The organism is Pseudidiomarina tainanensis (assembly GCF_004214835.1).
Taxonomy (GTDB): domain Bacteria; phylum Pseudomonadota; class Gammaproteobacteria; order Enterobacterales; family Alteromonadaceae; genus Pseudidiomarina; species Pseudidiomarina tainanensis.
On the sequence record NZ_PIQJ01000001.1, the window covers coordinates 1,415,368 to 1,440,250 of the forward strand.

Annotated in this window: 22 protein-coding genes; 8 read left to right on the plus strand and 14 right to left on the minus strand. The window is 46.6% G+C overall.

Going from position 1 to position 24,883, the window contains the following annotated elements:
• The first annotated feature begins 53 nt into the window (after nucleotides 1-53).
• On the plus strand, nucleotides 54-422 hold the full coding sequence (locus tag CWI82_RS06980) for a DUF4870 family protein (RefSeq protein WP_233340208.1): 369 nt from the start codon (nucleotides 54-56) through the stop codon (nucleotides 420-422).
• Nucleotides 423-446: 24 nt separating this feature from the next.
• Here the strand turns inward: CWI82_RS06980 and CWI82_RS06985 are convergent, their stop codons facing one another.
• Nucleotides 447-830: a YchJ family protein gene (locus tag CWI82_RS06985; protein ID WP_092854639.1), complete on the minus strand. Its 384-nt coding sequence runs from the start codon at nucleotides 828-830 to the stop codon at nucleotides 447-449.
• A complete protein-coding gene (gene rluF, locus CWI82_RS06990; RefSeq protein WP_092854637.1) occupies nucleotides 823-1,725 on the minus strand; it encodes a 23S rRNA pseudouridine(2604) synthase RluF in 903 nt (300 codons plus the stop codon). The genes CWI82_RS06985 and rluF overlap by 8 nt, the downstream gene beginning before the upstream one ends.
• A gap of 153 nt (nucleotides 1,726-1,878) precedes the next feature.
• Between rluF and CWI82_RS06995 the strand changes: the two genes are divergently transcribed.
• Together CWI82_RS06995 and CWI82_RS07000 are read left to right on the plus strand one after the other, a co-directional pair.
• Complete coding sequence (locus CWI82_RS06995) at nucleotides 1,879-2,109, plus strand: ribbon-helix-helix domain-containing protein (RefSeq protein ID WP_092854635.1); 231 nt, start codon at nucleotides 1,879-1,881, stop codon at nucleotides 2,107-2,109.
• Nucleotides 2,110-2,112: 3 nt separating this feature from the next.
• Complete coding sequence (locus CWI82_RS07000; protein WP_092854633.1) at nucleotides 2,113-2,415, plus strand: type II toxin-antitoxin system RelE/ParE family toxin; 303 nt, start codon at nucleotides 2,113-2,115, stop codon at nucleotides 2,413-2,415.
• On the opposite strand, the gene prpF is transcribed toward CWI82_RS07000, so the two are convergent.
• From prpF to CWI82_RS07025, 5 genes are all read right to left on the minus strand, one after another.
• Nucleotides 2,412-3,608, minus strand: coding sequence for a 2-methylaconitate cis-trans isomerase PrpF (gene prpF / locus CWI82_RS07005; RefSeq protein ID WP_092854631.1), 1,197 nt, complete (start codon nucleotides 3,606-3,608; stop codon nucleotides 2,412-2,414). The genes CWI82_RS07000 and prpF overlap by 4 nt on opposite strands.
• A 4-nt stretch (nucleotides 3,609-3,612) precedes the next feature.
• Complete coding sequence (gene acnD, locus CWI82_RS07010; RefSeq protein ID WP_130203013.1) at nucleotides 3,613-6,207, minus strand: Fe/S-dependent 2-methylisocitrate dehydratase AcnD; 2,595 nt, start codon at nucleotides 6,205-6,207, stop codon at nucleotides 3,613-3,615.
• A 79-nt stretch (nucleotides 6,208-6,286) separates the two neighbouring features.
• A complete protein-coding gene (gene prpC / locus CWI82_RS07015; RefSeq protein ID WP_130203014.1) occupies nucleotides 6,287-7,411 on the minus strand; it encodes a bifunctional 2-methylcitrate synthase/citrate synthase in 1,125 nt (374 codons plus the stop codon).
• Between the two features lie 111 nt (nucleotides 7,412-7,522).
• Nucleotides 7,523-8,401 (minus strand): methylisocitrate lyase, encoded by an 879-nt coding sequence (gene prpB, locus CWI82_RS07020; protein ID WP_092854624.1) that lies wholly within the window; start codon nucleotides 8,399-8,401, stop codon nucleotides 7,523-7,525.
• A 1-nt stretch (nucleotide 8,402) separates the two neighbouring features.
• On the minus strand, nucleotides 8,403-9,092 hold the full coding sequence (locus tag CWI82_RS07025; protein WP_092856831.1) for a GntR family transcriptional regulator: 690 nt from the start codon (nucleotides 9,090-9,092) through the stop codon (nucleotides 8,403-8,405).
• A gap of 185 nt (nucleotides 9,093-9,277) precedes the next feature.
• Here CWI82_RS07025 and CWI82_RS07030 point away from each other — a divergent pair, with 185 nt between their 5' ends.
• Nucleotides 9,278-11,413 carry a putative bifunctional diguanylate cyclase/phosphodiesterase gene (locus CWI82_RS07030; RefSeq protein WP_092854622.1) on the plus strand — a complete coding sequence of 712 codons (2,136 nt, stop codon included), beginning with the start codon at nucleotides 9,278-9,280 and terminating at the stop codon, nucleotides 11,411-11,413.
• Here the strand turns inward: CWI82_RS07030 and CWI82_RS07035 are convergent.
• Together CWI82_RS07035 and CWI82_RS07040 are read right to left on the minus strand one after the other, a co-directional pair.
• A complete protein-coding gene (locus CWI82_RS07035) occupies nucleotides 11,400-11,714 on the minus strand; it encodes a hypothetical protein (protein ID WP_092854620.1) in 315 nt (104 codons plus the stop codon). The two genes, CWI82_RS07030 and CWI82_RS07035, sit on opposite strands and share 14 nt — an antisense overlap.
• Before the next feature lie 195 nt (nucleotides 11,715-11,909).
• Complete coding sequence (locus CWI82_RS07040) at nucleotides 11,910-12,794, minus strand: mechanosensitive ion channel domain-containing protein (protein WP_092854618.1); 885 nt, start codon at nucleotides 12,792-12,794, stop codon at nucleotides 11,910-11,912.
• Between the two features lie 128 nt (nucleotides 12,795-12,922).
• Between CWI82_RS07040 and CWI82_RS07045 the strand changes: the two genes are divergently transcribed.
• From CWI82_RS07045 to CWI82_RS07055, 3 genes are all read left to right on the plus strand, one after another.
• Entirely contained in the window at nucleotides 12,923-13,507 is a 585-nt protein-coding gene (locus CWI82_RS07045; RefSeq protein ID WP_130203015.1) for a YceI family protein, read from the plus strand.
• Complete coding sequence (locus tag CWI82_RS07050) at nucleotides 13,507-13,959, plus strand: GNAT family N-acetyltransferase (protein ID WP_130203016.1); 453 nt, start codon at nucleotides 13,507-13,509, stop codon at nucleotides 13,957-13,959. The genes CWI82_RS07045 and CWI82_RS07050 overlap by 1 nt, the downstream gene beginning before the upstream one ends.
• Before the next feature lie 69 nt (nucleotides 13,960-14,028).
• The gene (locus CWI82_RS07055) at nucleotides 14,029-17,181 is read left to right on the plus strand and encodes a bifunctional diguanylate cyclase/phosphodiesterase (RefSeq protein WP_092854612.1); all 3,153 of its coding nucleotides are present in this window, start codon (nucleotides 14,029-14,031) and stop codon (nucleotides 17,179-17,181) included.
• Here CWI82_RS07055 and CWI82_RS07060 read toward each other — a convergent pair whose 3' ends face one another.
• Nucleotides 17,182-19,209: a BCCT family transporter gene (locus CWI82_RS07060; RefSeq protein ID WP_092854610.1), complete on the minus strand. Its 2,028-nt coding sequence runs from the start codon at nucleotides 19,207-19,209 to the stop codon at nucleotides 17,182-17,184.
• A 113-nt stretch (nucleotides 19,210-19,322) separates the two neighbouring features.
• Between CWI82_RS07060 and CWI82_RS07065 the strand changes: the two genes are divergently transcribed.
• Nucleotides 19,323-20,684 carry an SLC13 family permease gene (locus CWI82_RS07065; protein WP_092854608.1) on the plus strand — a complete coding sequence of 454 codons (1,362 nt, stop codon included), beginning with the start codon at nucleotides 19,323-19,325 and terminating at the stop codon, nucleotides 20,682-20,684.
• 20 nt (nucleotides 20,685-20,704) lie between these two features.
• On the opposite strand, the gene CWI82_RS07070 is transcribed toward CWI82_RS07065, so the two are convergent.
• From CWI82_RS07070 to hemH, 4 genes are read right to left on the minus strand one after another with little or no spacing between them, the layout of a single operon-like run.
• Nucleotides 20,705-22,060, minus strand: coding sequence for an MBL fold metallo-hydrolase RNA specificity domain-containing protein (locus tag CWI82_RS07070; protein ID WP_130203017.1), 1,356 nt, complete (start codon nucleotides 22,058-22,060; stop codon nucleotides 20,705-20,707).
• A 50-nt stretch (nucleotides 22,061-22,110) separates the two neighbouring features.
• A complete protein-coding gene (locus CWI82_RS07075; RefSeq protein ID WP_130203018.1) occupies nucleotides 22,111-23,577 on the minus strand; it encodes a phospholipase D family protein in 1,467 nt (488 codons plus the stop codon).
• Nucleotides 23,574-23,798: a hypothetical protein gene (locus CWI82_RS07080; protein ID WP_092854602.1), complete on the minus strand. Its 225-nt coding sequence runs from the start codon at nucleotides 23,796-23,798 to the stop codon at nucleotides 23,574-23,576. Before CWI82_RS07080 ends, CWI82_RS07075 begins: the two co-directional genes overlap by 4 nt.
• The gene (gene hemH / locus CWI82_RS07085; protein ID WP_130203019.1) at nucleotides 23,791-24,873 is read right to left on the minus strand and encodes a ferrochelatase; all 1,083 of its coding nucleotides are present in this window, start codon (nucleotides 24,871-24,873) and stop codon (nucleotides 23,791-23,793) included. Before hemH ends, CWI82_RS07080 begins: the two co-directional genes overlap by 8 nt.
• Nucleotides 24,874-24,883: the final 10 nt, after the last annotated feature.

The following is a 24,883-nucleotide window of genomic DNA, read 5'->3' on the forward strand; positions in this document are numbered from 1 at the left end:
CAATTCAATATAGTTAACAGGGATGCAAAAATAACAATAAAGGATTTTAACCTATGTCAGACTTCAATCACGAATCATCGTCAGTGAATAACGTTGCTGTAGCGCAACTTGCAGCCAACAAACAATACACCCAAATTATCTATATCTTGCAGCTGGTATCTTTGATATTCGGGATCACGTCAATTATTGGTGTAGTGATGAACTATGTGAAATTGAGTGAGGTACGTGGCACTTTTCTTGAATCGCATTTCCGCTGGCAAATCCGCACGTTTTGGTTTGTTTTACTGTGGACTATTATTGGCGGAATTTTAACGATGGTTGGTATCGGTATCTTAATACTTCTGGCGGTGGCTGTTTGGTATATCTACCGCGCCATAAAAGGCTTAAATGCTTTGAGTGCAAATCGTCCGATGTACGTCTAAAACGATTAGACCTTGAAGTGCAGGCTATTCCTGCACTTCACCATCTAAGTAATACCAACGATTATTTTCGCGGATGAAATGCGACTGTTCTTCCATCACGCCAATATCGTCATCAATTTGAAAGTAGGCTTTGAAATGCACATAACCGCGGTTACCGTGTGTACCCGTGGCAATTAATTGTAGCTGTAACCATTGTGGATTGTCGTCTAACGAAAATCCCGGTGGTAAGGTACTTGGGTGCCAGCTTGCTGCGACGTAATAGGCTAAACCGCGCGCATATGCGCTATAACGTGAACGCATCAGCTCTTCAGGTGTGCGTGGTAACGACTTCCCTAAATGAAACCGTTCGCAACACTTGGCGTACTTTCCGCCGCCGCATGGGCACTTTTTACCGAGTGGCTTATTCATACGGCCACCCTTTTTTATGCGTGCTACTCACGTTCGATGGTTTATGCCTTGAACGAGAGCCTGATCGCTGTCCCCGTGCGTTGGGTCGTTGCTCGCCACCCACACTCGGCGGTCGTTGCGGTTTCGGTCGACGGCTCTTATGCCCTTCCGGAGCCAAGCCACTAGAATGCTGAATCGAGGCCATGAGTTCAGCGAGCTCGCGCTCGGTTAAGTTACGCCACTGCCCTACCTGCAAAGCACCTAAGCGAACATTCATAATCCGCGTGCGTTCTAGCTTTCGAACTTCATAACCAAAGTGCTCGCACATCCGACGAATCTGACGATTCATACCTTCAATTAGCGTTAAACGAAATACGAATGTCGACAGTTGCTCTACTTTACAACGCTTCGTCATGGTGCCAAGAATCGGAACGCCACTAGCCATACCACGAATAAAATCAGATGTAATAGGACGGTGAACCGTGACCACATACTCTTTCTCGTGCTTATTACCAGCACGTAAAATCTTATTCACCAAATCGCCATTGCTGGTTAAGAAAATCAGACCTTGTGAGTCTTTATCTAGACGCCCGATCGGGAAAATCCGTTCTTTATGACCAACAAACTTCTGAATGTTGTTACGCTCGGCTGAATCTGTTGTACTCACCACACCGACCGGCTTATTCAGTGCAATAAACACAAACTTTTCTTTATTCTGCGCTGCTACCAAACGTCCATTGACTCGAACTTCGTCGCCAGCACCAACTTTATCGCCAACCACCGCTCTGCGGCCATTCAAAGTGACCTGCCCTTGCTCAATGAATCGATCCGCTTCACGACGCGAACACATGCCGCTTTCGCTAATGAACTTGTTCAGGCGAACGGCTTCGCGTTGCTGAGGTTGGTTTGGCTGCATGGCTTTAAAATCACCTTGATAGACTGAATTTACCTGCGCAGTTTATCAGAATGTAAGACAAATCATGAAACAAAAGACGATATTGGTCGCTAGCATTTTCACTCTCATGGTGTATATTTACACCACAGCCAGCATTAAAGAGAGTCCTTAAAAATGACCCGACAAAGTATTACGTTAACTGAGCAAAACGATCAATGGCTGCGCGAACACGTTGATGTAACCGGCGAATATGCGAGTAAGAGTGAATTAATTAACGATTTAATTCGTCGTGCGCGTCGAGCGGAAGCGATTAATTATAAACTTCAACAAGCCGAAACAAGCGGATTTACCGAGCAATCGGCAGATGAAATTTTAAATGAGTTTAAGCAGGCACTGAGAAAATAGCGGATGGCTTCATACAAGCTATCCAATGCGGCCAAAGAAGATCTACGGCGAATTTACGCATATGGCCTGTCAACTTTTGGTGAACAAGCTGCCGATGATTATTTCTATAAATTTTTCGAGACCTTCGAACGTATCGCCGAGATTCCTTTTCAGTTTCCGGCTGTTAATGAAGTTCGTCAGGGTTATCGGCGCGGCGTATGTGGTGTTGATAGCATCTATTACCGCATCAACGAATCGAAGGATAATGGAACGATAGTAGAAATCATCGCCATCCTTGGCGGTCAAGATTTAGAAACGTGGCTCTAGTCTTGTGGAACGCGCACCCAACCTTCCATGAGTACACGGGCACTGCGGCTCATAATCGCCTTCGTAACCGTCCATTCACTGTTCACTTGCTTGGCTTCAGCGCCAACGCGCAAAGTGCCGGATGGATGACCAAATACCACTTGGTTACGATCACCGCCGCCAGCGGCTAAGTTGACCAAAGTGCCGGGAACCGCTGCCGCCGTAGCGATTGCCACCGCTGCTGTGCCCATCATCGCGTGGTGTAATTTGCCCATCGACATCGCGCGGACTAACACATCAATGTCGCTCGCATTAATGGCTTTGCCGCTTGATGAGACATAGTCCGCTGGAGGCGCAACAAATGCGATTTTCGGCGTATGCTGGCGTGACGCTGCTTCATCAATAGATGAAATCAAGCCCATTTTCAGCGCACCATGCGCTCGCAGAGTTTCAAACTTCAATAGCGCATCGGCATTTTCATTTATCGCACCCTGAAGCTCGGTACCGGTGTAGCCAATATCCGCAGCATTCACAAAAATAGTCGGAATACCCGCATTAATGAAAGTGGCTTGTAACCTACCAAAGCCAGGAACTTCAAATTCATCGACCACGTTTCCGGTTGGGAACATAGAGCCACCCTTTCCGTTCTCTTGAGCGTCTTCATCCGACGCTGGGTCCATAAATTCAACTTGTACCTCAGCCGCAGGAAACGTCACACCGTCAAGCTCGAAGTCGCCGGTTTCTTGTACTTCACCGTTGGTAATTGGTACGTGAGCAATAATGGTTTTCTGAATATTGGCTTGCCAAATTCGCACAACGCATGTGCCGTTGTCTGGAATCCGCGAAGCATCGACCAAGCCATTACTGATTGCAAATGAGCCTACCGCCGCAGTTAAGTTGCCGCAGTTACCGCTCCAATCAATAAATGGCTTATCAATTGATACTTGGCCAAACAAATAGTCAACATCGTGATCAGCACGAGAGCTACGCGACAAGATCACCGTTTTACTGGTGCTTGATGTCGCGCCGCCCATGCCATCGGTGTGTTTACCATACGGATCAGGGCTACCAATGACTCGTAACAGAAGCTTATCGCGAGCCGGGCCTGGCGTCTGTGCCGCTAAAGGCAAATCATCGAGCTTAAAAAACACCCCTTTCGAGGTACCGCCACGCATATACGTGGCGGCAATTTTTAACTGTGGAGGAAATGCCATGTGTTTACACCTCTCCCGCTAAGAAGTCTTGTGCAAAGCGTTGTAATACACCGCCGGCAGAGTATATCGACACTTCTTCTGCGGTATCTAAACGACACTTGGTTGGCACTTTCACGGTGTCACCGTTGGCGCGATGAATCACTAGAGTCATCACAGCACCGGGCTTCACATCACCCTCAACATCAAAGGTTTCGGTACCATCAATATTCAAGGTTTTACGCGTGGTACCTGCTTCAAATTCAAGAGGTAATACGCCCATACCAATCAAGTTGGTACGGTGAATGCGCTCGAAACCTTCAGCGACAATGCATTCAACACCCGCGAGACGAACACCTTTGGCTGCCCAGTCACGCGATGACCCTTGGCCATAGTCTGCACCAGCAACAATAATCAACGGCTGCTTACGCTCCATGTAGGTTTCAATTGCTTCCCACATGCGCATGACTTTGCCTTCTGGCTCAACACGAGCCAAAGAACCTTGAATCACCTCACCGTTATCATCCAATACCATTTCGTTGAACAGTTTCGGGTTGGCAAAGGTCGCACGTTGCGCGGTCAAATGATCACCACGGTGTGTCGCATAGCTGTTGAAATCCTCTTCTGGTAAGCCCATTTTTGCCAGATATTCACCAGCGGCGCTGTCGGCCAAAATCGCGTTCGACGGCGACAGGTGATCGGTGGTGATGTTGTCACCAAGCACCGCTAACGGACGCAACCCCTTCAAGCTATTTGCTGAAGCGAATGAGCCTTCCCAATAGGGTGGACGACGAATATAGGTACTCTGCGGACGCCAGTTATATAACGGATCGGTTTTCTCGCCGTAATCAACATCGATACTAAACATCGGGTCATACACCGTGCGGAATTGCTCCGGTTTCACCGCTTGCTTCACAATCGCATCGATTTCTTCATCGCTTGGCCAGATATCTTTTAATGTGACTGGGTTACCGTCATGGTCAAAGCCCAACACGTCTTTTTCGATATCAAAACGAATAGTACCTGCGATGGCGTACGCAACTACCAACGGCGGTGATGCCAAGAATGCTTGTTTCGCATACGGATGAATCCGACCATCGAAGTTACGGTTACCCGAGAGTACTGCCGTCGAGAACAGATCACGTTCAATAATTTCTTTCTGGATTTTCGGGTCTAACGCGCCACTCATCCCGTTACAGGTGGTACACGCAAAACCAACCACACCAAAGCCCAAATTTTCTAGCTCAGGTAGCAAATTGGCATCTTCAAGATACATTTTCACCGTCTTCGAGCCCGGCGCCAGCGAGGTTTTCACCCACGGCTTACGGGTTAAACCGAGTTTATTCGCGTTACGGGCAATCAAACCAGCTGCAATCATGTTGCGCGGGTTACTGGTGTTAGTACAGCTGGTGATAGCTGCAATGATCACTGCACCGTCTGGCATGAGACCGTTCTCTGGTTGCTCAATATGCTTTGCAATGCCTCGCGAGCTCAGTTCAGCCGCTGGTAGTAACGCGTGCGGATTTGAAGGTCCAGCTAAGTTACGTTCAACTTTTGACAAATCAAACGTCAATACGCGCTCATATTGAGCACCTTTCATGCTGTCAGCCCACAACCCGGTGTGCTTCGCAAATTTCTCAACAAGCTCAACTTGTTTGTCATCGCGACCTGTGAGTTTCAGGTAATCCGTGGTTTGCGAATCAATATAGAACATCGCCGCAGTGGCACCGTATTCTGGCGTCATGTTCGAAATCGTTGCACGGTCACCGACTGACAGAGCATCAGCGCCCTCACCATAAAACTCTAAATAAGCACCGACCACGCGCTCTTTACGCAAGAAATGCGTAATCGCTAGGACTAAATCAGTACCGGTAATACCTGGTTTTAACTTACCAGTTAATTCAACACCGATAATATCTGGCAGACGCATGTACGAAGCGCGGCCAAGCATCACGCTTTCAGCTTCCAAACCGCCAACACCGACAGAGATAACGCCCAGCGCATCAACCATTGGGGTATGACTATCGGTACCCACACAGGTATCAGGGAATGCGACGTTGTCACGCACTTGCACCACCGGCGACATTTTCTCGAGGTTGATTTGGTGCATGATGCCGTTACCCGGCGGAATCACATCTACGTTCTTGAATGCAGTCTTGGTCCAATTGATGAAATGGAAACGGTCGTCGTTACGACGGTCTTCAATGTCACGGTTCTTCTCAAACGCATCTTTTTCAAAGCCTGCATGCTCAACCGCTAACGAGTGGTCCACAATCAACTGAGTTGGCACTACTGGGTTTACTTTGGCCGGGTCGCCGCCTTTCGCAGCAATGGCATCACGTAAGCCAGCCAAATCAACTAATGCTGTCTGACCAAGAATGTCATGACAAACAACGCGAGCTGGATACCATGGAAAATCTAAATCGCGTTTGCGCTCAACAATTTGCGTCAAACAAGCTGTCAAATCTTCCGGATTGCAGCGACGCACTAACTGTTCAGCTAAAATTTTTGAGGTGTATGGCAGGCCGTCATAAGCGCCTGGCTTAATCGCTTCTACCGCGGCACGTGTATCGTAATACTGTAGCGTAGTGCCCGGGAGCGGTTTACGAAATTCGGTATTCATGGCTATGCCCCTTCATTAACATCAGTGTTTTCATTCGGAAAGCCAAAAAGAGGCACCGAAGTGCCTCTTTTTCATCTGCTTAGCGGTCTTCCAAAGCAGGTACTGGACGTGGCGCTGGGCCAGTATAGTCGGCACTCGGACGAATAATACGGTTATTCGCGCGTTGCTCTTTCACGTGCGCAGTCCAGCCGGTTACGCGTGACATAACGAAAATCGGCGTAAACAACTTGGTCGGAATGCCCATATAGTGATAAGCCGAAGCATGGAAGAAATCAGCGTTCGGGAATAATTTTTTCTCGCGCCACATGACTTCTTCACAACGAACTGACACATCGTACAAACGGCTGTCGCCGAACTCTTTCGAGAGTTTCTCAGACCATTCTTTGATAATGTCATTACGTGGATCGAACTCGCGATAAATTGCATGACCGAAGCCCATGATTTTCTCTTTGCGCTCAAGCATGCCCATCAGCGTTTTTTCTGCATCGTCAGCATCTTTCATATTCTCAATCAATTCCATGGCTGCTTCGTTCGCACCACCATGCAATGGGCCACGCAGTGAACCAATGGCGCCTGTGACACATGAGAAAATATCTGACAAGGTTGACGCACAAACACGTGCTGTGAAGGTTGATGCATTAAACTCGTGTTCTGCATACAGAATCAATGAGGTATTCATCACGTCGGTGTGCAGTTTCGACGGCGCCTTGTCATGTAATAAGTGCAAGAAATGCGCGCCAATTGAATCGTCATCTGTTTGCGTTTCAATACGCTTGCCTTCATGGCTAAAACGATACCAGTACAGCAAAATGCTTGGGAAAGCCGCCAACATGCGCTCAATCTTTGCGTCCGCTTGGTTGAAGTCTTCTTCTGGCTCAATGTTACCTAAGAATGAACAACCAGTGCGCATAACATCCATCGGGTGTGCGTCAGCTGGAATACGCTCAAGCACATCTTTAAGCTCTTGTGGCAAGCCACGCTGCTTCTTCAGGCGAGCTTTGTATTCAGCCAGTTGTTCTTTGGTTGGCAACTCGCCCTGTGATAGTAAGTAAGCCACTTCTTCAAAGCTCACTTTGTCAGCTAATTCTTTAATGTCATAGCCATAATAGGTTAGGCCTGAACCGCTTTTGCCAACGGTACATAGTGCTGTTTCGCCTGCTACTTGTCCGCGCAAACCCGCGCCCGTCAATTTCTTATCAACCATCTCTCACTCCTTATTTTGAAAATCTAAGGCGATATTAGCAATTGGATATTAGATATTAGTGTCCCGTGTTTTCTAATATCCAATATCTATTATCTAATAGCGCTTTGGTTTTTATTTTTTGAATAACTGATCGAGCTTGTCTTCGAACGCATGATAATTTAAGAAGTCATACAACTCCGCGCGCGTTTGCATGCTATCGACAACATCTTTCTGATGGCCGTTTGCCAAAATACTCTCGTAGACATTGAGTGCTGCTTTATTCATGGCACGGAAAGCGCTCAGCGGATACAACACTAACTCGATGCCAACTTCCGCTAATTCGTCTTTGCTAAATAATGGCGTGGCACCAAACTCGGTAATATTCGCAAGTACTGGTACATCTAGCGCCTTGGTGAACGCTTGGTAGTGCTCAAGCGTATGGACCGCTTCAGCAAAAATAGCATCAGCGCCAGCTTCCACACACGCTTGTGCACGTTCAATAGCAGCCTCCAAACCTTCTTGTTGGAAGGCATCGGTACGCGCCATAATGAAGAATTGATCGTCAATACGCGCATCAACGGCTGCTTTTACGCGATCAACCATTTCTGCCTGCGAGACAATTTCTTTGTTCGGACGGTGTCCACAGCGTTTCTGCGCAACTTGGTCCTCAATATGGAAGCCTGCAGCGCCAGCACGCGTCATTTCTTTAACGGTACGAGCAATATTGAACGCCCCGCCCCAGCCGGTGTCTGCATCCACTAGTAGCGGCACATCGGTTGCGCCCGTAATACGGCGAATATCTTCGCACACGTCGTTCAGTGACGTCATGCCTAAATCTGGCAAGCCAAACGATGCGTTGGCAACGCCTGCACCCGACAAGTATAGCGCTTGGTGGCCAACACGCTCCGCCATCATTGCCGTATACGCATTAATGGTACCAACAATTTGTAATGGTTTATTGTCGGTAATCGCTTGGCGGAATTTTGCGCCCGCACTGTGAGTTTGTGTCATGTTACTTCCCCAATTGTTGCAGTTTCAATTCGATGTTGCCGCGCGAGGCGGCAATGTGACGACGCATCAAAAGATCCGCCAACTCGCCATCGCGATTGGCAATGGCGTTAATAATAGCTTTATGCTCATCAAAGGCACGTGAAACACGCGGGCCATTCATCCCCAACTGCACGCGGTACATACGCACAAGAAAATAGAGCTCATCGCACAGCATATTAATCAAATATGGATTTTTACTGCCGATAATGATGCGGTAATGAAAATCTAAATCGCCGGCTTCTTGATAGTAGCTTTCACCTTCACGAACCCGCTGAGTGTTTAAATGTTGGTCAAGCAAACCGCGCAACTGTTCAATTTCTTGCTCATCCATATTTTCTGCCGCGAGTCGACATGCGAGCCCTTCGAGTTCCTCCCGAATTTGATACAACGCACGTAACCCTTCCGTAGATAATTTCACCACGCGTGCACCAGCGTTCGGGATACGTTCGATCAAGTGACAGCGCTCAAGTCGCGCCATGGCTTCGCGCAATGGGGCTCGACTCACGTTGAATTTACGCGCCAATTCTGGCTCGCTAATCTTACTGCCTGATGCTATTTCGCCTTCAACTATCGTCCGCTGCATCTCGAGTAAGAGTCGATCGGATGAAGTGACAGGCGAGCGCCATAATGGACTTTGTGGTGAATCGGTCATGATTGTCGACATATTTTATGAGTTGAACGAATGATACGCTCATTAACAGCCAATTCCAAGTGGAACACAAAACTTATTGTCGACAATTTATTTTTTTGAACGGTCTACTATATTTTCCCGTAGTATGTTGATACAAACGACAATACCTACGAGAAATCGACAATAAAAAGAGCAACAAGAAAAATATGGAATTATTCTTCGATTTTGGGCAGGCGACACAACCTATTATTTTCGGCCGTCATAATTTATTTCTCGTCTTTTTATCTTATGCTGTTGCCCTGCTCGGCGCCTACACGTCTTTATTAACACTGACTCGCGCTGGTTCTTACAAACAAACCACCTTTCGTCATGTGTGGCTCATTGTCAGCGCCGTGATTGCTGGCTTGGCTGTTTGGAGTATGCATTTTATTGGCATGCTGGCATTCGAAATACCGTTAGAAATTTCTCATCAGGTCGACTTAACTTTGTTGTCGGTCATTCCAGCAATTATCGCCAATTGGTTTGCGCTGAAAACGCAAGTTGCTGAAAAAGCCCCTTATACGGCACCACTTTCATTAACAGTGGTTGCCGGTATGGTTTTGGGGTTAGGCATTGGCACTATGCATTATGTTGGCATGGCGGCAATGCAGTTTAATGGCACGTTACTTTATGATCAGGGATGGTTTGTTGTTTCAATAGCGGTCGCGTTGGGCCTTGGTGTCATTGCCATGCTGGCATACCGAGTGATGAATCGCTGGTCACGAAAAACGCCCGTATCGCGTTTGTTAAGTCGCATCGTATCTGCCGCCTTAATCGCTCTCGCAATTAGCGGGATGCATTACACTGCGATGTTTGCAGCACGATTTTATGGTGTTGTTGACGTCAATGGTCAACATCAGCACGACCATTGGCTCGCTTATTTCATTGGAATTTGCGCGGTCGTCGCCATTCTCGTTGCTGTATTTGGTACCTTTGTCGATAAACGTTTGTACGCCCAAGCTAAATCGCAAAAAGAAGCGCGTTCAATCATTCATAATCTCGCAACACGCGATAGTTTAACCGGTCTGGCCAATCGGCAAATGCTGATTGAGCAATTAGAAACCATTGATCATGCCACGTATGCGCTAGCAATTTTCGATCTCGACAAGTTCAAAGCGCTTAACAATAACTTTGGAGCAAGTAATGGTGATTTGGTATTGCAAGAAGTCGCCGATCGATTACAGCAACATTTGAGTCAATTGACCGATAAAAAAACTTTCATTGCTCGCTTAGCCGGAAATGAATTTGCTGTCGTGCTACCGTGCTCGATGCACGCTGATGATCATCGTTCAAAAGTTGAGACATTCGCACTCATCAAAGCCATCCAGTCGCGACTTGAGCAACCATACAAGTTGGGGCATTTTACTCATCTGCTCACAGTATCCGTTGGAATCACCCGTTTCGACAAACAGAGTTTACCCGACTCTATTCTTGGCGAGGCCGGCTTAGCCTTGGCGTATGCGAAGTTGAATCATCATCATAGTGGTGTTGAGGTTTTCCATGCAAACATGGCTGAACAAGCAAAGCAACGAGCGAAGCTCGAAAAAGATTTACGCAGTGCTCTGACACGGAATGAGTTGCAGCTGTTCGTGCAACCTCAGGTAAATCAGCATGAGGACATCGTCGGCGCTGAAGCTTTGTTGCGTTGGCATCATCCCGAACAAGGTTGGGTCTCCCCGGCTGAATTCATTCCAATCGCTGAAGAGTCAGGTCTAATCATCGAAATCGGTGATTGGATTATTCAACAAGCCTGCGTGATTTTACAATCCTGGAGCAAATCCCCAGAGACAGCATCCATCACACTCGCCATTAATGTCAGTGGTCGACAATTTCAACAGCCTGATTTTGTCGACAAACTCAATCAAGCATTACAACGTAATGCCATTGATGCATCGCGTCTCAAACTTGAGATCACAGAGAGCCTGATGCTGCATGATATTGAAATTGTCGCAGAAAAAATGCGTCAGCTTACAAAATTTGGCGTGCAATTCGCTATCGATGATTTCGGTACGGGTTACTCGTCACTCTTATATTTGGCGGAATTACCATTTGAGACACTCAAGATTGATGTGCAGTTCGTACGCGATATGCTTCATCAGAAATCAACAGCGACGATTGTTCAGGCCATCATACAATTGGCACAAAGCTTAAAACTCTCGGTCATCGCTGAGGGTGTTGAAGAACCTGAACAACGTCAATTTTTAACCCAATTGGGTTGTTACATCTATCAAGGTTATTTATTCGGCCGCCCCGTTTCTGTAAATGAGTTCAATCAAGCATTTAAACATGTTAGAACACCGTAATCTTAAATTGGTGTTGTTTATCATATTTTACGGTATACCCGACTGCACGACTCACTTCGTTATTCAAATAAGCATCTTGTAAGGTCACCTTCGCTGAACACAACACTTCGCCAGTTGCGAAGTTGGTTCGCAATGTGGTGATCCCCATCGATTTAAACTCAACGTGTCCAGGCAATTGGGTCATAACAAACTGACGGATTTCGCGTTTCGCTAACGCCGCATCACATGAAGGACTAAGATCACTGCATCCTGCCATTAAACAGCAGCTGCCACTTAAAATAACACAACGAATGGTGTTCAAACCTACCCCTTCACATGCAACTCATATAAAAGGAATCCCTTCCTGACCACCTTTCCCTGAAGTATCTATCGGGAGATAGATAACATTTAAAAAACATTTAAATATGTCGATTGACTTTGAATAGAATAGAAAGCTCTGCAGCGAAAGGCAATATAACATTCGCTAATTCGCTTGATTTATCTGGTGGAGGGATCCCTACTGCGTCGGTACTTCCGATTTGAGTTGCTTGGTGCTCGGAGTAAAGTCATTGTGCTGAAACACATCATTGAGAATAGATTGTTCCATGAAGCTACGCATTCCGGACTTGCATGGGAACCGAACGATAAGGTGAATTTCGCCTGCCGCCGGAACCGAGATGGTTACACGTGGATCAGCTGATGGAACATCAATGCCACGGTGATCACTCATGCGTTGCATATACCGTCGAGCTTGCTCAACATAGTCGGCACAATGACGATTCGCTGACTCAAGCAACGCTTGTTGTGCGGCATGCCAATTGTCTTCGCGTTTGAACGGCACGGTAAAAACATGCAGCACGAAATCATGAGTGTAACTTTCGTTCACTACTGGTTCGGAGACAAACAATGAATTTGGAATGGCGATCATACGACCGGTGCGTTGATGTGAAAATTTTCCAGGCCCTACTTCCAAAATAGTTGTCGTTAACAAATTTTGGTCAATTACATCCCCGCGAAAATCTTTGATTTGAATTCTATCGCCAATGCTAAATGCGCTACCGCCCGATTTTACTAAGCTCCCGGTCAAACACATAATGAGCTCTTTGGTTGCCACCACAAAGGCTACGGCGATTGCGACAATACCGAGCGCAAGCGTGCGCAGTTCCTCAGCCCAAATCAGCATGAGTCCGACAACCATTAACAGCAACAAAGCATTACGGGTTTGTACAAACCAACGACGACGTAGATCGGTCGAGCGAACGCTCTTACGAATGAATTTTGACAAGATCGCACGGATAATGACTATCGCTGTCACCAGTATCAAGGTGGCGATAACCGGCCGCAATAATTGTTCCGAAAACTGAAATTCGTTAAACAAATTTGTCAATGTATCCGTATACATAACATACCTAAATAGTTTTTATTTTTTATGACGGATATCTTACACCAGTTTCGTAAATATTCCGTCTGCATCTCGAGTAAAAATGATGTATATGCTATCTTTTATAGCCCAACAGGAGGAGTAACTGTATGTCTATTAAAAATATTTTGTTTGCAAGCATGTGTACAGCCGCATTATTCACGAGTTCAGTACAGGCTGACACATGGCAACTCGACAGCGACAACTCCGTTCTCAATTTTGTCTCTGTAAAAAATAATCATGTGGCTGAAACACATCGGTTTACCGATTTGCAGGGTACATGGAACGACAACCGCGTCAGCATCGAAATACCTGTCGTAAGCCTCGACACGCAAATTCCAATTCGCAACGAACGCATGCTCGAACATGTATTCCAATCCAGCGAGTATTCTGTCGTGACCGCAACCGCAACATTGGAAGATGATGTGTTAATGGCCATGGCTGTGGGCGAATCGGTACCGCTTGCCGTTGAACTTGATGTGTACATCGCCGGTGAGAGTGAAACGTTAAGTGCTTATCTGCAATTAACTCGTCTTGCTACCGATCGCTTTTTAGCAACGACCACGCAACCTGTGATTATTGATACAAAAGCTTTTAGTCTCGTTGCCGGTGTCGATAAACTGCGTGAAATTGCTGGTCTATCGCGCATCGATTACAGCGTACCTGTTACCTTTAGTGTGCAATTCACACAATAATGACCATTCATATTCGCCCGGCCATTGCCGCCGATATTGAGTCATTAGCTGCCCTCGAAAGCAGTACATATGCTGACGAGGGCTATCCCGCCCCGTTATTCTACCAAGCGCTTGCGCAATGGCCGCAGTGGCTGCTTATCGCCGCAAGGGATGATGTCATCGTCGGTTATGTCTTAGCAGCTCCAGGTGCCGACAATTCATTGTGGGTCATGTCGCTATTAGTCGCTGAATCGGCGCGTGGTGAAGGCGTAGGGTCGAAATTAATGAAGGCATTACTTACAAACGTTGGCAATCAGCCCAATTCATTTTCCAAAATAGCACTCACGGTTTCACCGAATAACCATGGTGCGCTTCATTTGTATCATCAGCTAGGTTTCGAAAAAATCAAACAAATCAACGATTTTATGGGACCAGGGCAACACCGTCTATTCATGCAGATGAAAGCCTGTTGACGGTACGATTAATTCTTTCATATAGTGACTTCATAATAATTAATCAAAAAATTTAAGGCACGAAGTCCTTTGTCGAAAATTCGGATCAATCCATTTGTTGTTTCGGCAACATTATTCACAACCCTCGTAGCGACCTTCACAATTGGTGCGCTCGGCCTCGTCATGAATGCGATCGTCGAGCCGCAAAGCTTGTTTGAACGCATGTTGTCGAATAATTCCTCACTGATCTGCATCGCGATCAGCCTTGCCACCGCAGGCTTACTCTTCAAACGTCGATTCATCCAATGGTTCGGAGCTGGCATTATTATCCTTGCTGCTCTTCATAGTTTATTAGTGAACACCAGCCTACATGACATTTTGTTTATGTCTTGGCTTGCTGAATACGAAGCCGCGCTGTATTCACCCATGATACTTCTGTTCATAGTCCTTGGCGTCATGCTGGGGATGAACCCGAAGCACCCCGTACAACGCATTTGGATGCGCGTGACGTCAACTGTGGTAACAATTGCCGCAGCAATCATGTTAGTCCTACATGTTGACCCAAATGGTTTTATGTTGCTCGGGCCTCATCCCGATATCACCAGCGTAGCTGCCGTACTCTTGCTGTTTATCGGTGTCGGCTACAACTTACTGTCGCGGCAAGAGCGTTTTAGTTCATCATTGCCGGGTAAACAGGCCATGGCGATTGGTTTTGTCGCAGTTTGCTTCACCAGCGCAGCTTGGTATTTCATGGGCTATTCCAGCCTAAAAGAAATTCAACAACAAGCTGAACGCGAAGTTGTGCGCTTAGCGAATGCTCGCACCACCATGGCAATGGTGAATGTGCAGTTAATGCAACGGATGACCGAACGGTGGGAAAAAGCGGCTGGCAACGGATTTCAATTTGATCGCCGGTCTGACGTGCAGGCATATCTTCGCGATATTCCTCACTTATTGAGTTTATCTGCGCTTGATTCGAATAAACGTACGTTGTGGACGGAGGATCGTCCGGATAGTCATATGCCCAGTTTAGAGGTTATGGCAATCCCCGAAGTACAGCATTGGTTAGTTGAACATCATGTTGAAATTAATTTCATAATTCCTGAACTACAGTTTATGCAGGCTGAGTCCCCTGCTGTCGCCTTGATGATTTTACCGATTGCCGATGTTGTTGATGATATGCGCTATTTATTAGCGGTATTCAACTTAAACCAAATGATGAACCCTGCTACGCGGCTCACGAACGAAAGTATTAAGGTCTATACCAGACTCTCTGATCAGGCCGAACGTAGCTTCGAAGCAGATAAACACACTCATGAAAATGAGCTCGCGCTCGCCTCCACCATTCTATCGATACCTTTTGGGCCTGAATTAAAACTCCACGCAACGTTATATGACTTTAAAGACCTTTCCTATGCCGCCAATATGCGTACGGCTATTGTCAGTTTAGGATTGTTATTTAGTCTTGCATTTGTGCTGATGTTCGAACAAAACCGAGCACTTCGTCATCACAGCAGTAGAATTGCGCTCACTCAAAAACATTTGCGCAAACAACGCCAAGAACTCACCGTCAATGAGCAACGTTATCGTAGCTTATTTAGTCAGCATCCAGATCCAGTTTTCTCGCTCGACTGTGAGGGTAAATTTACCCATGTAAATGACGCGTTTTGCCAACAAGTTGAAGTGAGTCGAGAACAACTACTCAATATGCATTTCAATGCATTTCTAGACGACAATGAGTTTGCTCGAATTCTTCCGATATTCACTGAAATTATTCAAACCGGGCAAAGCCAACGCTATGAGGCTGAAGTCATTACGTATCAAAACAAACTAAGAAAAATTTTTGATATCACTAATTTGCCGATCATTATCGGTGGCAAAGTATTAGGTACGTTCGGTATCGGCCGCGACATTACCCAAATAAAAGAACAAGAAGAACAACTGAATTATCAAGCTCGACATGACGGACTAACCGGCCTGTATAATCGCGCCGCGTTCGAGAGCTGCTTAACTCAATTCGTTCACCAACAACAGAGAAAACCATCGGAACAGATATTGGCTGTGTTATTTATCGACTTAGATGGATTTAAGCCAGTGAATGATAGTCTTGGCTTGCAAGTTGGTGATGAAATTCTGCAGCAAGTTGCTGCACGATTGCAACATCACGTCAAACAGCCCGATATTCTGGCTCGCTTCGGTGGTGATGAATTTGTGTTGGCAACCAATCGTTGCCATTCGATGGCTCAGCTTGAAGCTGTTGTAGCTGAAATAATGAACTTTATCGATGAGCCCTACACCGTCGGTAAACAAAAAATATATCTGACGGCAAGTATCGGTGTTACCGTTTATAAATCGACTGATAAAGACGCGCTAAGTTTGATTCAACAAGCCGATGTCGCCATGTCTCAGGCAAAACAACAAGGGCGAAATCACTGGCAGTTTTATAATAAACAGCGTAAATCGATGTCCGCTTCTGACATTATTCTGCGAAGTCAGTTACAACAAGCGATTGATAACGAAGCCTTGCAATTGTATTACCAGCCTATTATTGACTTCAGTACAGGCAAAATTGTCTCGGTAGAGGCACTGATGCGCTGGACATTGAACGATGGCACAGCCATTTCACCAGTTGAGTTCATTCCGCTGGCGGAAGCCACAGGGCAAATTATTCCTGCCGGCGCATGGGCCTTGAAGCAAGCTTGTACGGATTTGCATAAGCTTCAGCAGGCCGGTGTTCAGCGAGTGGCTGTAAACTTATCTGCATTACAGTTCCATCGCGCCAACTTTTTTGAGCAAATTGAGAAGGTTTTAAACGATACGCAAACACCACCAGATATGTTGGAGCTGGAACTCACGGAAAGCATTCTGATGGAAAATACCGATAATGCAATTAATGTACTCGAGCGTTTACGTGAGCGTGGCGTTCGTGTTGCAATTGATGACTTTGGTACTGGGTTTTCTGGGCTCAGTTACTTGAAAACCTTACCGGTGACCAAGCTGAAAATTGACCGCGCATTCATTAAAGAGCTCGACCATTCTTTAAGCGATCAGGTTATTACGCAAGGCATCATCAATATGGCCTCTCAGGTAGGCCTTGAAGTGATAGCTGAAGGTGTTGAAACAAAAGAGCAGATTGCCATCTTAAAACAATTTGGCTGTGGCTATGGGCAAGGCTATTACTTTGCCCGCCCAATGCCACTGACCGATTTATTAATTTTTCTGCAGAACAGTGACCTGATTTAACTATTTCAGGTCATCGTCATGCTGTTCGAGATCCCACGGCAGACTTCCCGGAGAGATATGCATAAACTGCAAATAGTTCTCGAACTGATTGATCACGTCATTGATAATGTCATTCGGCTCATATCCATATAAGTCATAAGCTTGCCCACCTTGGCGCAAAAACACCTCAGCACGATAATATTCTGTTTCTCGTTTGTCTCGTTTATCTGACATAGCAAACTGCGGACGCTGGTATGCGCGCATACGCACTTCGTAGCTAAAATCGACTTCATCTTGGCGACGAATCGTCAAAATAGCGCGTACGTGATCGGCATCGAATGAAGTCTCGGTCACCCATTGTTTATCGCCAAGCTCTCTCGCGACATCGCCAAGACACTCCATAACCGTGTGCTCAACAAATTCACGTACTTCGGTTTGGCGTGGAAAATCAACAACTCCGGCTAAACGCTTTTTCCAATATGTAGGACCTGCATGAACACCGCGTCGATGCGTACGCATGGCTGTTTTTAAACTTGCATATTGGTGCCCCTCAATAACCAGCGCGCGCCACATACCAAAGGCAGCAATTAATATGATCACCGCGAATGGTAAGGCACTAGCTATTGATGCGGTTTGCAGTGCACCAAGACCGCCGGCTAATAATAATACGCCCGCTACAACGCCCTCTGCACTTGCCCAAAAAACGCGTTGCCAAACTGGCGTTTCAGCAATGCCACCGGAAGCGAGAGAATCTATGACCAATGAGCCAGAGTCAGATGAGGTCACGAAAAACGTTACGATTAAAATAACAGTCGCAAACGACAGGATATTCGTCCATGGCAGGCGCTCATAAAGCTTAAACAGCGCAATGGCTTCGTCGTTTTGAACTTCGCTAATGAGTGTTGTGTAGCCCTCGTTCATAATCATATTGAGAGCGGTATCACCAAACACACTAAACCAGAAAAAGGTAAACATGGTCGGCACAAACATCACGCCAAACACGAACTGGCGAATCGTGCGGCCACGACTAATTTTCGCAATAAAGAGCCCGACAAACGGCGCCCATGCGATTGTCCATCCAAATATAAAGAGCGTCCAATTGCCAATCCAGTCACTGCGTGAATAAGCTTGAAGATTAAATGTCCGCTCCACAATATTATTCAGATAAGAACCGGTGTTCTGTAAGTATGTCTCGAGAATATGTACCGTCGGCCCGGCAAAAAACACAAACAGCAAAATAAATAGCACCAACACCATGTTGACGTATGACAGGCGCTTCACGCCCTTATCCAAGCCGGCTACTACTGACATAATCGCAAAGACGGTGATGACGGTAATAGCGATAAGCTGCACCGCAGTACTGATTGGAATTTCCGGCCATAGATAATTCAATCCAGCGTTGATTTGAATGACTGATAATCCGAGCGTGGTTGCGATACCGAACATTGTTCCCAAAATGGCAAAGGTATCAACGGCGTGTCCTGCTGGGCCGTGAATTTTCTCACCAATCATTGGATAGAGTGTTGAGCGCATCGACAATGGCAAACCATGTCGAAACGAGAAATAGGCAAGCACGAGACCTACTAAGCCATAAATAGCCCAAATGTGGAAACCCCAGTGGAAATAGGCAATCTGCATCGCTTGTTTGGCAGAATCAACCGTTTGCGCAGCGCCAACAGGCGGGCTTGCATAATGAAGCACCGGCTCAGCCACCCCAAAAAACAGTAATGCGATACCGTAACCAGCAGAAAATAACATCGCGAACCAAGCTGGAAAGCTGTATTCGGGCTCAGCGTGGTCAGGGCCTAACTTAATGCGCCCCCATTTCGATATTGCGACCACCACAATAAATACCAGAAAGATCGCAACCGCTAACATGTAGAACCAACCGAAATCGGTGGTTATCCATGCTAAGACGTCGCTAAAAAGTTCTCCGGCAAGTTCTGGGCTACTCAACGTACCAATCACTAACAATGCAATAACGGCTACAGCTGGTACAAATACCGGTACTAAAATTGCAGAGTTCCATTTCGCCTTTTTCGTAGACATGCGCACTAACTCCTTTTGCTTTTGTTATTTAACCCTATGCGTTCAGAGGAAAAATTTCAAATTTGCCACAACTCTGATAGCCTATTTTGAAAATCTCTGGAGCGCTATTCTCTATGTTGCATCGTATTGCAGGACCTGCTGCCGCAGTGTTGTCCTATTCACTCACACATTTTATGTTCGACATGCCAAGTGCCGCAGCATGGACACTGGCAACCACGGTGTGGGTTGCGTGGTGGTGGATTACTGAAACCGTGTCGCTACCGGTTACTTCATTACTGCCATTCGTATTGTTACCTCTTGGCGGAATAGCCAACGTAAACGAAGTATCGGCGGCGCTTGGTAATCCAATTATTTTGTTGTTTATGGCAGCGTTTATGCTCGCCAAAGCTGTTGAATTAAGCGGTGTACACAAACGAATCGCACTAGGTTTAGTGCGTAAATTCGGTAACCGCAGTGCCCGCCGCATGATTTTTGCCTTTATGATAGCTACTGCTTTTTTATCGATGTGGATCTCAAATACCGCAGCCGTGCTTGCTTTGTTACCGGTCGCACTCGCGCTAGCCGACGCGAGTCCTGACCACAAATTTCAGCGCGCGCTGCTACTGGGGCTCGCCTACTCTGCCTCAGTTGGCGGTATCGCGACCCTGATCGGCACACCACCGAATCTAATTTTCGCATCGGTTTATGAGAGTTACACGGGAACAAGTTTCGGCTTTATGCGTTGGATGCAAATCGGTTTACCGTTGGTCATTATTGGCATTCCAGTCATGGCGTGGTGGTTAACCCGCGGCTTAACATCTTCGGCTCATCTCGTGATTGCCGAAAGTGGCCCCATGCGAAGTGCCGAAAAACGTGTGCTGTTAATTTTTGGTGTTGTGATTATTTTATGGATGACTCGAACTGCACCGTTTGGTGGTTGGACTGAAACACTAGGGCTAGGCGGCATGGGAGATGCAACTGTGGCATTCATGGGCGTTCTGGCATTGTTCATTTGGCACGATAAAGAAGGCGTGCCGTTACTGGAATGGCGCGATGCTGTGTCGATTCCTTGGGGCATATTGTTGCTATTCGCTGGTGGTATTGCATTAGCGCAAGGCTTCGTTAGCAGTGGCTTAAGTCAAATTATTGGCGATAGCTTGATTGGCTTTACGGGCGTACCGACTTGGTTATTGGTGTTTTTACTTGCCATTTCGGTCAGTTTTCTTACCGAAGTTACCTCAAACACCGCTACGGCGACGTTATTAATGCCAGTGTTGGCAGCGGCTGCCGGGGCGTTAAATCTACCACCTGAGTTACTCATGATACCTGCTGCTATTGCTTGCAGTTGCGCCTTCTGCTTACCCGTAGCGACACCACCAAACTCCATTGTATTTGCATCAGAGCGTCTCACTATCAAAATGATGGTGCGCGAAGGTATGGTGTTAAACGTGATTATGGCGGTGATTACCACCGCCGTTGTGGTCCTGTTGGTTTAGTTCACATGGGTGTTGTTCATTTAAAAATGAATAACACCCATATAATCGGCAATATTCACGTCATAAGACGTCGTTTGTTTGAGATAATCGGACATGGCCTCTAAAGAATCAGGTTCGCCGTGAACCAAGTACACTTGCAAATCCGGCGGTAGTGGCGAGCTGTGTAACCAATCACCAATTTCCTCATAATCTGCGTGACCAGACAACCCATCAAGTCGGCGAATTCTTGCTTTTACCTGCAGCCACTCGCCGTGAACTTTAATGCGCTCTACGCCCTGCTCCATTTTTGCACCACGCGTTCCACCTGCTTGGTGCCCCGAAAACAGTACCGTCGCTCGATGATCAGCCAACCAATGTTTGAAATGGTGCAATATACGTCCACCAGTGGCCATGCCGCTGCCAGCAATAATGATATGCGGTCCAGTTTGTTTCGCGATAGCCTTGGAATCTTCAACATGAGGCGTATAAATGATCTGTTGCTCTGCGGCTTGGCATTGCGCTGCTGTTAACCGATGAAATTGATGAAAGTCGCCATAAATATCTGACGCTTTTATTGCCATTGGACTATCTAGAAATATTGGCATGCGCGGTATTTTGCGTTCTGCCATTAAAGTCACCAACATGTGTTGCAATAATTGTGCACGACCAACTGCAAAACTTGGAATCAGCAGCACTCCACCGCTGGCAGCCGTCTCATTCACCACATCGGCAAGTTGTTGCCATGGGTCACCGGTTTCGTGACGACGATCACCATAGGTTGATTCGACTAATAGAATATCAACCGGTGGCATCGGCTCGGGCGCTTTCATTAAAATATCATGTGGACGACCGATATCTCCGCTAAAGCCGATACGTTTACCTTGATGCTCAGCTACAATGCTGGCAGCGCCAAGAATATGTCCCATCGGATGCAACGAAAATTCAATGTCCCCCACCGCAAACTGTTGTTTAAAATCAATTGGCTGAAGTAAATTCAATGCTGCCTCAGCCGTTGCTTCGTCATACAGAGGTTCAGGATTCTCATGTCGACTCAATTTATGGCGACCATAAAACTTTGCGTCTTCTTCTTGAATTTTGCCACTATCCGGCCAGAGTAATCCGCATAATCTTGCGGTTGCATGGTGGGTGAATACGGGGCCACGATAGCCATGTTTGTACAGCACCGGAATAAACCCAGAATGATCAAGGTGAGCATGTGTCAACACTATCGCATCAACATCTTGAATACCCTTTGGTAATGGTTGCCAATTACGACGACGTAGCCACTTGTAGCCTTGGTACATACCACAGTCGACCAACACGCGAGTGGTGTCTGTTTCAAGTAAATACTTTGAACCAGTAACCGTTTCACAACCACCAAGAAAGGTTAAATGCATAGACGACTCCTGTTTGCTAACTCATATGCCAAGTGAATCACTTGTCACTCTTACAATAACCAATCGATTGGTAATAACGCCAAAGTTCTCATACCTAAGCGTCGCCACCACGATACTCCAGGCTCGTTGTTATAGCGGGTAACACGTGGCCCTAGTCGTTCTTCCCAAAACAGCTTACCTTGATCATCAAGATCAACGCGATACGCATAATTAGGTACCGTATCACGAAAAGCTTTATCAATTTTTTCTGCCAGCGCAGGGCTATGAATAATAAACCCTAGTTCGGTGTTGAGTGCAATCGAGCGCGGATCAAAGTTGAACGAGCCCAAAAAGACCCGCTCTTGATCAACACTAAAGGTTTTCGCATGCAAACTCGATGCGGAACTACCAAAACGCTCTTTCCCCTTCAAGCGCTGACGCCTGAGTTTACGCTCTTGTTTGCGCGCCAACGGCGATACCTTTTGCACTTCATACAATTTTATTCCAGCCGAAATTAGTGCTTTACGCCACTTCGCATACCCGGCATGCACAACGGCTACGTCTGTCGCTTCTAGGGCATTGGTTAATATCGTAATATCAACGCCATCGGCAGCTAATTGACTCAGTTGCTCTACACCGGTTTTGGTTGGTACAAAATAAGGTGAAACCAATCGTACACATTGCTTGGGATGACCGATAGCCTGTTGAAGCTGAAACGCGAGCAAGTGCTGCTGCTTAGCCAAACCAAGCGTCTTGGTTGGACTATCTGACATCAAACTGACATGCGCCCATACAAACTCAAGCTTCTGGGTTAAAAAGTCTTGTACAAAAGGTAATGCTTTGATGGCATCGATGTATTGTCGAGCATTTGGATCAGCTTCAATAACGCTCGCACGTCGCTCTAATGAGGATAAACTTTGTGGTTTAGCAAGGGTAAACAAGTGCGCCAAAGGCACGGCTGAAACGCTCCCCCAATATTTCTCAAACTCTTGCTGAGCTTGTTGCACAACCGGCCCCACCATCACCGCATCAAGATCAGCAAACACGACATCATCATGCGCGGCGAAATATTCATCGCCAATATTGCGACCACCGCTTATTAATATCTGCTGATCTGCAATAAAGGCCTTGTTGTGCATGCGGCGGTTCACCCGCATAAAATCGAATAGATAATTTAAGAATCTGGGGCGGCGTAATTTCAGTGGGTTATACAGGCGAACTTCAATATTTGGATGGCTCTGCAGACCAATGAGTACCGCATCTAGTCCAGCTGTATTGTGATCATCAAGCAGCAGACGCACTTTGACGCCACGATCAGCGGCTTCATGAAGCGCCTCAAATAATAAGGTTCCAGTGCGGTCGTTGCGCCAAATATAATATTGAATATCTAGGGAAAATTGTGCGTGGCGAGCTAATACCACCCGAGCCGCAAATGCTTCGCGAGCTTTAACCAGCGGTAATACGCCACTTTGATTTGGATGCTTGGCTAATAACGGACTTATCGCTGCGGCGAATCGACCAGCTGGCGCCTCGGTCATGATTTATCGTTTTCTTCCTGTTCTGGACTCAACGCACCAACACACAAACGACAGTCGCCGGTATCACTAACTGAGCTCTCTACATAGCGCAGTTTGTGTCGCGAGCGACCGCGATTTGCCGAAATTTGAAAAACGCGCTCACGCTCGTGCTCTTCTTCGGTTTTGACATGGCTCTGGTTTTCATTCTGGTCAGCATCGACTGTATCTTTTTGCTCATTCATGCTTCACCTCCAGTTGCTTAGCACGTTCAGCGCGTTGCGCTTCATCGTGCGTTAACTGCCAGCCGTGTAACTGCTTCTCAACGATTTCCGCTAGCGCATCAATATGCGCGGGTTCTGCATTTAACGCAGGAATGTAGGCATACTCCTTACCACCCGCTTCCATGAAATACTCGCGGTTTTCTTCGCCAATTTCTTCAATAGTTTCTAAACAGTCTGCGCTAAAACCAGGACAAACCACGTGAATGCGTTTAATACCCTGTTCTGGTAATGCTTTTAAAGTAGCATCTGTATACGGTTGTAGCCACTCTTCACGACCGAAACGTGACTGAAAAGTGGTCATATATTCGTGCTTTTCAAGCCCAAGTTGCTCAGCGATTAACCGCGAGGTTTTATGGCATTCACAATGATACGGGTCACCTTCATGCAAGTATCTCAACGGTACCCCGTGATAGCTCAAAATCAGCTTTTCTGGTTTACCATGGGTTTCCCAAAACTTTTGAATACTGGCAACAACGGCAGCAATATACTTTGGTTCGTCGTGATAATGTCCAACAAAACGAAAGTCAGGTAACCAACGGCGGCGTGAAAAATCATGGCTAACCGCATCGAACGTAGACCCCGTGGTAGCCGCTGAATACTGCGGATAAAGTGGTAATACAACCAGTTTACGAGCGCCAGCATCAAAGAGCTTTTGTAATCCAGAGGCAATCGACGGGTTGCCATAACGCATGGCATATTCCACCACAACGTCGTCCCCGTATCGCTCTGCGAGCTTTTGCTGTAACGCCTGCTGCTGGTCTTGCGTATGGAACATTAACGGTGAACCCCGTTCGGTCCATACTGTTTTATAGGCCGCTGCCGAACGCCGCGGACGAATTCGTAAAATAATACCGTTAAGTATCAACCACCACAGCAATCGTGGTACTTCAACTACTCTTGGGTCGGACAAAAACTCACGCAAATAGCGACGTAACGCCGGCGTCGTTGGCTCATCTGGGGTGCCTAAATTGGTAATAAGCACACCAATTTTATCGGTCTGGGCATGACTAAACTTTGGACTACCTTGATAACGCATTGTTGCTACT